General features: G+C 69.7%; 10 protein-coding genes and 1 tRNA gene. 6 read left to right on the top strand and 5 right to left on the bottom strand.

All coding sequences use genetic code 11. From position 1 onward, the window contains the following. Positions 1-116: 116 nt before the first annotated feature. Positions 117-1,613 carry a S10 family peptidase gene (locus tag SACPADRAFT_RS0216545; protein WP_007025195.1) on the bottom strand — a complete coding sequence of 499 codons (1,497 nt, stop codon included), beginning with the start codon at positions 1,611-1,613 and terminating at the stop codon, positions 117-119. Between the two features lie 33 nt (positions 1,614-1,646). Here SACPADRAFT_RS0216545 and SACPADRAFT_RS0216540 point away from each other — a divergent pair, with 33 nt between their 5' ends. The 3 genes from SACPADRAFT_RS0216540 to SACPADRAFT_RS0216530 all read left to right on the top strand — a co-directional run bounded on the left by SACPADRAFT_RS0216540 (position 1,647) and on the right by SACPADRAFT_RS0216530 (position 4,013). Continuing rightward, complete coding sequence (locus SACPADRAFT_RS0216540; protein ID WP_007025194.1) at positions 1,647-2,375, top strand: uracil-DNA glycosylase; 729 nt, start codon at positions 1,647-1,649, stop codon at positions 2,373-2,375. Positions 2,376-2,545: 170 nt separating this feature from the next. Continuing rightward, positions 2,546-3,868, top strand: coding sequence for an NAD(P)/FAD-dependent oxidoreductase (locus tag SACPADRAFT_RS0216535; RefSeq protein ID WP_028662518.1), 1,323 nt, complete (start codon positions 2,546-2,548; stop codon positions 3,866-3,868). Between the two features lie 71 nt (positions 3,869-3,939). Beyond that, positions 3,940-4,013, top strand: a tRNA-Leu gene (locus tag SACPADRAFT_RS0216530). Between the two features lie 217 nt (positions 4,014-4,230). Here SACPADRAFT_RS0216530 and SACPADRAFT_RS28265 read toward each other — a convergent pair. The 4 genes from SACPADRAFT_RS28265 to SACPADRAFT_RS0216515 all read right to left on the bottom strand — a co-directional run bounded on the left by SACPADRAFT_RS28265 (position 4,231) and on the right by SACPADRAFT_RS0216515 (position 6,923). Continuing rightward, entirely contained in the window at positions 4,231-4,521 is a 291-nt protein-coding gene (locus tag SACPADRAFT_RS28265; RefSeq protein ID WP_007025192.1) for a hypothetical protein, read from the bottom strand. 2 nt (positions 4,522-4,523) lie between these two features. Next, positions 4,524-5,249, bottom strand: a complete 726-nt coding sequence (locus SACPADRAFT_RS30705) for a RelA/SpoT domain-containing protein (RefSeq protein WP_007025191.1) — start codon at positions 5,247-5,249, stop codon at positions 4,524-4,526. 566 nt (positions 5,250-5,815) lie between these two features. After that, positions 5,816-6,259: a WapI family immunity protein gene (locus SACPADRAFT_RS28260; protein WP_051442489.1), complete on the bottom strand. Its 444-nt coding sequence runs from the start codon at positions 6,257-6,259 to the stop codon at positions 5,816-5,818. A 31-nt stretch (positions 6,260-6,290) separates the two neighbouring features. Beyond that, positions 6,291-6,923, bottom strand: coding sequence for a maleylpyruvate isomerase family mycothiol-dependent enzyme (locus SACPADRAFT_RS0216515; protein ID WP_007025189.1), 633 nt, complete (start codon positions 6,921-6,923; stop codon positions 6,291-6,293). Positions 6,924-7,326: 403 nt separating this feature from the next. Between SACPADRAFT_RS0216515 and SACPADRAFT_RS0216510 the strand changes: the two genes are divergently transcribed. From SACPADRAFT_RS0216510 to SACPADRAFT_RS28255, 3 genes are all read left to right on the top strand, one after another. After that, positions 7,327-8,169 (top strand): nitroreductase/quinone reductase family protein, encoded by an 843-nt coding sequence (locus SACPADRAFT_RS0216510; RefSeq protein ID WP_007025188.1) that lies wholly within the window; start codon positions 7,327-7,329, stop codon positions 8,167-8,169. Positions 8,170-8,225: 56 nt separating this feature from the next. Beyond that, positions 8,226-9,158 (top strand): non-homologous end-joining DNA ligase, encoded by a 933-nt coding sequence (gene ligD / locus SACPADRAFT_RS0216505; RefSeq protein WP_007025187.1) that lies wholly within the window; start codon positions 8,226-8,228, stop codon positions 9,156-9,158. Positions 9,159-9,173: 15 nt separating this feature from the next. Beyond that, a partial coding sequence (locus SACPADRAFT_RS28255) for a tryptophan-rich sensory protein (RefSeq protein ID WP_007025186.1) occupies positions 9,174-9,810 on the top strand: 637 nt, incomplete at its 3' end.

The raw sequence follows: 9,810 nt of genomic DNA, 5'->3' as shown, positions 1-9,810 counted from the left end.
TTCCAAGGCGTCCGTTCGGCGTCCTGGAGTGTCCTCCCGGTGTCCTGAAGTGGCGACTCGCGGGGCTGGAGTGGCGACTCGCGGGGCTGGAGTGGCGACTCGCGGGTGGGGGTGGGTCAGCGGTTGGCGCTGGTGCGGACGAAGGCGGCGAGGTCGGCGGCCTGTTGGCGGCGGGACGGGTCGTGGACATACATCATGTGGCCCGCCGGGTAGTACGCGGTATCCACATTGGACCGGAGCTCGTCCGGGATGCGGATCTGCGCGAGCACGTGCTCGGCGGCGTAGTACGGCGTGGCGCCGTCGTAGTGGCCCAGCGCCACGTGCAGCCGCAGGTGCGGGTTCGCGCGCATCGCCTTACCGAGGTCGTCCACGGCCGACACCGAGCGGCCCTCGAAGTCCGAGTACGACCAGTTGCGGTTGACGTCCAGCGACAGCACCTCGTACGGCAGGTCGTTGGCGTAGCCGAGCTCGTGCCGGACGTAGTGGTTGAACGTCGCCGAGTAGGCACCCATGATGCGCGACACCGACGCGTCGTCGCTGAAGTGCTCGCGGCCGCCGTCGGGTTCCCAGGTGGTGAACCGGCCGTCCATCCGCCCGGTCACCAGGCCCCGGTCCCGCAACAGCTCGGTGAAGTACCGGACGTGCTCGATCCGCAGATTCACGCGGTCCACATAGGACTCACTGAGCCCGGTCAGCCGCGCGAGCCGGGAGACGATGTCGGCCCGCTCGTCGGCGCTGAGCCGTGCGCCCTGCCGCAGCGCCCACGGCAGGTCCCGCGCGGCGAACTCCTCGGCCTCGGCGAGCACCTCGTCGAGCGGCCGATCCCCGTGCCTGCCGTGGTAGTGCGCGATGGCGGCGTAGGTCGGCACGAACAGCGCGTACGGCAGGTCGTTGCCCTCGCTGAACCGAATGGTGCCCATGTCCAGCACCGAGGAGATCAGCAGCAGGCCGTTGAGGTAGAGCCCGTGCCGGTCCTGCAGGTGGGCGGCCAACGCGGCGGCGCGCAGCGTCCCGTACGACTCGCCCGCCACGAACTTCGGTGACAGCCAACGGCCGTTGCGCGAGGTCCACAGCCGGATCACCTCGCCGACCGACTCCACGTCGGGGGTGAACCCGTGGTGCTCGGTCGGCTTCTCCCCCTCGACGGCGCGCGAGTAGCCGGTGGAGACCGGGTCGATGAAGACCAGGTCGCTGTCCCGGAGCAGGGTCTCCGGGTTGTCGGCCAACCGGTACGGGGGCGGCTCGGGCGCGTCCACGTCCCCCGAGACGGTCCGGCGCGGTCCGAGCACGCCCATGTGCAGCCAGATACTGGACGATCCGGGGCCGCCGTTGAACGCGAACGTCACCGGTCGCGTCGCCGGGTCGGCGCCGTCGAGGGTGTAGGCGGTGACGAAGACCTCGGCCTTCGGCTTGTGCCCCTCGAAGGTGCCGTCCGTGAGCACCTCTTTGCGCAGCACGATCCGCCCGGTCTCGGCGGTGTAGTCGAGTGTGCCGTCCGGCGTCGTCAGCGTGTGAGCGGTGGTGACGAGGTCGTCGGTGGGGGTCGTTCCGTCCGCGGTGGTCGGTTCGGTGGTCGGGGTGCTGGCGGTGTCGGTGGTGTTGGTCTCCGGCATGGCCCCAACCTAGTCGTGCGCACAATGGGACCCATGAACGAGTACCGGGAGGAGCCGCGGGAGCGGGCCGAGGAGCTCGCGCGGCTGGATGCCGCCGTCAGCCGGTGCCGCGCCTGTCCGCGCCTGGTGGAGTGGCGCGAGCACGTCGCCGAGACCAAGCGGGCGGCGTTCGCCGACCAGACCTACTGGGGACGTCCGGTGCCCGGTTTCGGCCCCGCCGACGCGGCGCTGGTGCTGGTGGGCCTCGCTCCCGCCGCCCACGGCGGGAACCGCACCGGACGCATGTTCACCGGCGACCGCTCCGGGGACGTGCTCTTCCGGGCCCTCTATGACGTCGGCCTCGCCTCCCAGCCGACCGCGGTGCACCGCGACGACGGCCTCACCCTCCGTGGCACCCGGATCACCGCGCCGGTGCACTGCGCCCCGCCGGCGAACAAGCCGACCCCCGCCGAGCGGGACACCTGCCGGCACTGGCTCGCCGACGAACTCCGGCTGTTGCGCCCCACCCTCCGTGCGGTGGTGGTGCTGGGCGCCTTCGGCTGGCAGGCACTGCTGCCCGTGCTCGCCGAGGCGGGGTGGACCATCCCCAGACCCAGGCCGAAGTTCGGCCACGACGTGCGCGTCACGCTGGACGGGCCGACCCCGCTGCACCTGCTGGGCTGCTACCACGTCTCGCAGCAGAACACGTTCACCGGCAGGCTGACCCCGGAGATGCTGCGGTCGGTGCTGGCCGAGGGGGCCGCACTCGCCGGGCTGCGGTGAGGGCGATCCGGGCCGCGGACAGGCGGGGGCGAGGCCCCTCGCTACCGTGCGGATCGTGTCGGTGACCTGGAGTGTCGATGCTCTGAATCGTTTGGGAGATACGGCGACCCTGGTCACAGCCGGGGTGGGGTCTCTGCCGTTGTGGGCCCGCCGGTGAAACCATGGATGACATGGCAGTCAAGTCGGAACCGACGCGGATCCTGATCCTCGGTGGCGGATACGTCGGCCTGTACACGGCGCTGGGCCTGCAGAAGAAGCTCAGGGCCAACGAGGCATCCGTGACCGTCGTCGACCCGCAGCCGCACATGACCTACCAGCCGTTCCTCCCGGAGGCGGCGGCGGGCTCCATCGAACCCCGCCATGTCGTCGTGCCGCTGCGCCGGGCCCTGCGGCGGTGCCACGTGCTCACGGCCCGGGTGACCGGGGTGGAGCACGAGTCGAAGACGGTGACCGTGGAGGCTCCGGACGGGCACACCGAACAGCTGGGCTACGACGTCCTGGTGGTCGCGCTCGGTTCCGTCGCCCGACTGCTGCCGATTCCCGGCCTCGCGGAGGAGGGCATCGCGTTCAAGACGATCGGCGAGGCCATCTACATCCGCAACCATGTCCTGACCAAGCTCGACGAGGCCGCCAGCACCCTGGACCCCGAGCTGCGCAAGCGCTTGCTGACCTTCACCGTGGTCGGCGGTGGGTTCGCCGGGATCGAGGCGCTGGCCGAGCTGGAGGACATGACCCGCGACGCGACGCGCTACTACGACACCATCGAACCCGACGACATCCGCTGGGTGCTGGTGGAGGCCGCGGGGCGGATCCTGCCCGAGGTGCGCGAGACGCTGGGCGTGTGGACGGCGGAGCAGCTGGAGAGCCGGGGCATCGAGGTGTACCTGTCGACGGCGGCGAAGTCGTTCGAGAACGGGCACGTGGTGCTCTCCGACGGCACCGAGTTCGACACCGACACCATCATCTGGACCGCGGGCGTGAAGTCCAACCCCGTGGTCGCCGAGTCCGACCTGCCGACCGACAAGCGGGGCAGGCTCCAGGCCACGGCCTCCCTCCAGGTGGCCGGGCACCCCGACGTGTGGACGGCGGGCGACGTCGCGGCCGTGCCCGACCTCTCCCGCACCGAGGAGGACCCGAGTGCCACCTGCCCGCCGAACGCCCAGCACGCGGTGCGTCAGGCGCAACACATGGCGGACAACATCGTCAAGGTGCTCCGCGATGGCAGGCCGAAGGACTACTACCACAAGAACCTCGGCTCGGTGGCCAGCCTCGGGCTGCACAAGGGCGTCGCCGACGCGATGAAGCTCAAGATCAAGGGCTTCCCGGCGTGGCTGTTCCACCGCGCCTACCACGTCAAGGCCATGCCGACGGTCAACCGCAAGGTGCGCATCCTGCTCGACTGGATGCTCGGCGGCCTGTTCCGGCGCGAGACCGTCTCCCTCGGGCAGATCAACAACCCGAAGGAGGAGTTCGACCGCGCCTCCAAGTCGTGACCCCGGCCCCCGCGCGGCCGACCCGGTGAGGCCGTGGGACAGCCGCGCGGGCGGGGCCTTAAGCTACGGGTGCCCCCGTAGCCCAATCGGCAGAGGCGGTCGACTTAAAATCGACGCAGTGCGGGTTCGAGTCCCGTCGGGGGCACTGTTCGAGCTGGTCAGCGGGTTTCCGAGGGGATGCCTGGGAGATCACCTCCCCGGTTTACCCCCGGGATTGCCCTCGCCCTCCGATCCGAGGGACTCCAGTGCCTCCGCTGCCCGGGGGGCCAAGCCATCCCGCAGCCCAGGTAGACGTCTTGCGTGACGGCTCCGCATCGCCGAGTTGATCGGCGATCATGGGCGGTGAGCTTCGCTCGGTTTCCTCAGTAAGCAGGTACTGACGGAAGCGCCCCGATGAGGCTGAGGAGCTTGTCCGACCGAGTCTTGGCACGGAGGAAGTAGCTGGGGTAACGCTCTTTGACGACAGCCAAGCTCTCAGCGCCGACCAGTAAGACATCCATCTCAGGGTCGGCGCCCTTGAGCCTGTCCTTGTACCTCTGCTCTGCCTCGCTGTAGGCGTTCGCTGCGTGAGTGATATCTCTGAACTCGGTCACGTCGGTCTTGCCCTGGTGCCGGTACTGGACCAGCAAGAACCATGTATCTGCACCTGCCATGGCTAAGCCTCCCTTCTAGCCCAGTCCCGTAGAGCACTTGTCGCTCCGTTGAGGGAAGACTTATCTATCATCGAGTCTGCCACACCGTTGTCAAGTTGACTAAAGTAGTCAGCTAACTCACGGAAGTAGACGAGTACCACGTCCGGTGCTTGCTCATGCTTTAGATCCAAGCCGAGGCTGCTGTCCCACTCCTCTACAAGCTCTGCCCACTGTTGCTGTCGCTCCGTGCGTAGCTGGACTTCGACTTTGAAGCTGTCTCGCCGACACCACAGGTGTAACGCTCTGTAACCGCCCGAATGTGGGTCTGCGTTGTAGTCACGTACAGTGACGATCTCAAGCCTGTAAGCTTTCTCAAGCTGTCGATGCACTTGATCTACAGCGATAAGCGTGGGTAAGACAGCGCGGCATCCGGCGATGTCTTCCATCTCGCCAAGCCTCGGCTTCTCACGTACGAGCTTCGCGACGATGCTCGTGTATCGCTTGAGGCGCTGCGTGACCAGACCGGCCTGCGAATCCAAGTCATGTATACGCATGATGATGGTGCCGAGACCTATGCGCGTCTTCGTCAGGGCGCTGGAGTGTGCTGACCGCCACTGCTTGACCAAGGCGGCGTCAGCTGCGACGCCCTCGCCATCCGAGGCCAGCTGTCCGTTCATACGTCGTCGTATCCGGTCTCCAGTCACTTTCAGCTGGTTCTTCGAGGGGAGCGACGATGAGTTCCTGGTCACGAATGAGATTGTGCACCCTTGGCGTGGCTGTTACGGACGACGGTCCGGGAATCCTGAAAGCACGTACGCAGTCAAGATCGACAGTGCTGGAAGCGCAATCCCAGGTTGTTCGTCTGATTGGTCCTTGTTCGAGGTGAGCAGGTCCCGCTTGGTCAGTATCTCGCGGGAACCGCGCCAGGGCCCCCGTCGTGCCCTGCCGCAGCGGGTCGGCCACCGTTGCTTCAGCGTCGGTCGGCAGAGGTTTCAAGGTCACTCGCGTGCCAGCGCGGCGGCGACTTCCGCGAGAGGTCCGATGGTCGAGTTGCGGTAACTCAACGACAGCAGTTGCCGGACGCCCGAGGGGCTTTCGCTGATCGCCTACGCGAGTCCGGCCTTGTTCAGGTGCTCCGCCTGCCGTGCTTCCCTCAGGTACGACCATGCTGGGTAGTCGACTACTCTGAGTAGGTGGGTCCGGCGAGCACGAAGAAGTGGTCTCGGCCCTTCGGAAGAGCTGTCCACCGCGTGAGCGATGCCGACCGTGCTGGGCCGGTGCGAGCTCTTCTCCTCTGCCCCCCGCGCCGGTGTGGTCACGTCGGTCCTCTGGGGGATGGATAGTCGCGCAAGCCGTCTTCCAGCGCTGCCATCGCAGGTGGCAGGTGTGATTGGTCGAGTCCGTGCAGCTCGAACCGGAGTCGGTTCTCCAGCGCGTCCGTAGCCTCTCCGGTCACGGTCAGGGTTCCGGTCTTCGTGCACCGGATGGTGAGGCTGATCCAGCCTTCCAAGCTGTCCAGATGTGCGGAGCCCTGCAGCGTGTCCTGGACCGTTCGTAGCTCGTCACGGAAGTCGGCCAGTTCCTCGATCCGGAGACTCGCCCCGAGGGTTCCGGTGAAGCACCCGGCGCGGACCGAGATCGAAGCGGAGACCCAGCCGCCGTCCCGAAAGTCCGAAGCGTCCGGATGCGACGGGCCCCGGAGGGCCAGCCCGATGTGCTCGCCGCCCTCGCTCCCGATCAGTATCGAGGACGGTGTCATCCGAAGCACCCCGACCGCCCTCCCGGAGTGATCACTTCCCGATGCGGGAGGCGAGGATCGGCTGGCCCGGGCCGGTCAGTTCCTCCACGACACCGGTGCGGCCCGCCATCGCCATGAGCAGGGCCTCGCCGGGGCCCTGCACGATCCGGCCGCGGCCGGCGGACCAGTCGACGTCGGTGGCGACGAGGCGCAGGCCCCGGATGCGGAGGAGGGCCCCGAGCGGGGGCGCGAGCAGCGCCAGGCGCAGGGTCGTGACGAGCCGGTCGGCCGGGATCTCCCGGTGGTGACCGAGCGCGCGGCGGATGTCCTGGTGGTGGATCAGCCCGTCCTCCAGCGCGCTCACACCGCCGCTGATTCCGTGGAACCCGCGCGGGTCGGCGTGCCGCTCCAGCAGCGCGACCAGCTCCTCCGTCGGCAGCGTGGTGTACTCGGCGACCCCGATCTCGTTCATCGCGGCCAGCGACCGGCCCCGCCGGGCGCGGTCGAACAGGGCCCGCGGGCCGAGTTCGTCGTAGCTGATGGCGTGGGCGACGACGTCGCGCACGCGCCATCCCGCGCACAGGCTCTCCGTGTCCCACTGCTGCGGGGTCAGTGTCCGGAGATACCGCGCCAGCTCGGTGCGTTCCTCCCGCGCGAAGCGGCGGGTGCGTTCGAAGACGGCCATACCACATGCTCGCACGTCCCCGGGAGCGGTTCGTCGCGACCGGTGTGGGCAGGCCCCACCGAGGTTGGGGGGCCGTTCCGGTGAGTTCCCGAGTGCCGCCTTGACCGCGGTGACCGGTGCCGGTTGGATGAGCCGTGTGTCACGGGACCTCCGGCGAGCGGAGACGCCCCGAAGCCCCGGGCACCGGATGTTTCCCGGGGAGGTTGCCGTGACGTCTCGGTCCGCAGGGCGAATCTGACTTCACCCGCACCGCCTCCGGTGACCGCGCGATCGGCGCGAATCCCGTGTCGATCCCACCCACCGACGCGGTGACCACCGCATCACACCGGCCCGCACACGTCGTTGAGCGTTTCCGTTGCCGCGGAACAGCTCCGACGTGCGTCAGTATCCATAAAGGAGTGTCATGTCCGACTTCGAGCAGCCCGTCATCGAGGAGTTCCGGGCCAACCGCGGCAACGTGGGAGGTGCTCGCCCGGGATCGCGGCTCGTCCTGCTGACCACCACCGGCCGCCGGAGCGGCCAGCCGCACACCGTTCCGGTGGAGTTCCTGCACGACGGAAACGGGCGCACGCTGGTCATCGCCTCGGCGGCCGGCGCCGAGGAGCACCCGCAGTGGTACCGCAACCTCCTGACCGAGCCCCGTGTGACGGTCGAGACCGGGGCGTTCACCTACACGGCCGACGCGGAGGTACTGGACGGCGCGGAGCGCGACGCGGCGTTCGCCCGTGCGGCCGAGATGGACCCGACCTGGGCGGAGTATCAGCGGCGGACCGACCGGGTCATCCCGGTCGTGGCGCTCCGGCCGGTCGAGGGTGGACCGGCCGAGGACCTGCCGTGGGGCGACGCGCTCACGGTCATCCACGACGTCTTCCGGCGCGAACTCGCGACCCTCCGCGCGGAGGTGGCCCGGTCCGGACCGCGTCTGGGCGCCCAGTTGCGGATCAACTGCCTGGCCCTCTGCCAAGGGCTGGGGCATCACCACCACACCGAGGACGACGGCACCTTCCCGCTGCTCGACGAGGCGAACCCGGAGCTCGCCGGCGTCCTCGCGGGCCTGCGCGCCGAACACGAGGCGATCGCGGCGCTGCTCGGCCGGCTGCGCACCGTCGTCGCGGACGAGGGGGCCGACGCGGGCGCGGTCGCCGAGCAGGTCGGGCAGCTCACGCGGCAGCTCGAAGCCCACCTCGACCACGAGGAGCGCGAGCTGATCCCCGCACTGAACGCTCTGGGCGCCGTGCGGGCCTGAACCACGGACGTGCCTCTCGTCCCCCGGTGGCCCGGCCGCGCCGCTACCGTGGGGCCATGGGCAGCGACGACGCCGTCGAGGTCGACGTCGGGGGCCGCACGGTGCGGATCACCCACCCGGACCGGGTGTACTTCCCGGAGCGCGGGGCGACCAAGCTCGACCTGGTCGAGTACTACCGCGCGGTCGGTGACGGCGTGGTCCGCGCCCTGTACGAGCGGCCGTGCATGCTGCACCGGTTCCCGGACGGGGTGTCGGGGGAGAAGGTGCACCAGAAGCGGGTGCCGCGCGGTGCACCGGACTGGCTGGAGACCGTGCGGGTGTCCTTCCCCCGCTACGGCCGCACCGCCGACGAACTCTGCGTCACCGAACTCGCCCAGGTGATCTGGGCGGTGCAGATGTCGACGGTGGAGTTCCACCCGTGGAACTCCCGCCGGGCCGACACCGAGCACCCGGACGAGTGGCGCATCGACCTGGACCCGATGCCGCGCTGCGCGTTCCCCACCGTGCGCCGGGCCGCCCACGTCGCCCACGAGGTGCTGGACGAACTCGGCATCGTCGGCTTCCCGAAGACCTCGGGCGGTAACGGCCTGCACATCTACGTCCGGATCGCGCCGCGCTGGGACTTCGGGCAGGTGCGGCGGGCGGCACACGCCTTCGCCGTCGAGGTCGAGCGGCGTGCGCCGCGCGCGGTGACCACCGCCTGGTGGCGCCGGGACCGGGATCCGACGGCGGTGTTCGTCGACTACAACCAGAATGCCCGCGACCACACGATCGCGTGTGCCTACTCGGTGCGCGGGTCGCCGCGGGCGAGGGTGTCCACCCCCGTCCGGTGGGACGAGATCGACGACGTCGACCCGCGCGACTGCACGATCGCCACCGTCCCCGGCCGGTTCGCCGAACTGGGTGATCTGCACGCGGGGATCGAGGACGTGGCCCATTCCCTGGACACTCTTCTGGAGTGGGCTGACCGCGACGGCCTCGACTCCTGACCCCGAGGGGGCACCGTGCCCGACAGCACATCAGGCGGCACCAGTCCCGACGACACCTCCGGCGGCGGCACCCCCGGGGACGGCACCGCCGGGGACGGGGCGCTGCTGGGCCGGTCCGGTGACGGGCGTGGCCGGGCCTCGCGGATGCGCACCGACCGCGTCCGGGCGGTCGCGCTCCTGGCGGTGGCGGTACTCCAGATCGTCGCCGGCGCGCTCGGCGGCACCGGTGCCTGGGGCGAACCGGTCGGCACGGTCGCCGACGCCTACCCGCATCCGCTGTTGCCCGCGGGCACGGCGTTCTCCATCTGGTCGCTGATCTACGTGGCGGTGCTGGCGCTGGCGGTGCGGCAGGTGCTGCCGTCCCAGCGCGGCCGCGAGGCGCACCGGCGGACCGGATGGTGGCTGGTCGGCGCGGGGGCCTGCAACATCGCCTGGGTGGTGTTGTTCGGGCAGCGCTGGATTCTCCCCGCACAGATCGTGATCGTCGCCCTGCTCGGCGCTCTGGCGGCGGCGTGGGTGGCGGCGAGCCGGGTCCCCGCGCGGGACCGGTGGGACCGGCTGCTGCTGCACGGTCCGGTCGCCCTCTACACCGGGTGGGTCGCGGTGGCCACGGTGGTCGGTGCGGTGACCACGGCGGTCGCGTTCGGGGCGG

This window comes from Saccharomonospora iraqiensis subsp. paurometabolica YIM 90007 (assembly GCF_000231035.2).
In the GTDB taxonomy this organism is placed as follows: Bacteria; Actinomycetota; Actinomycetes; order Mycobacteriales; family Pseudonocardiaceae; genus Saccharomonospora; species Saccharomonospora paurometabolica.
This window is presented reverse-complemented; position numbering and strand designations above follow the sequence as displayed.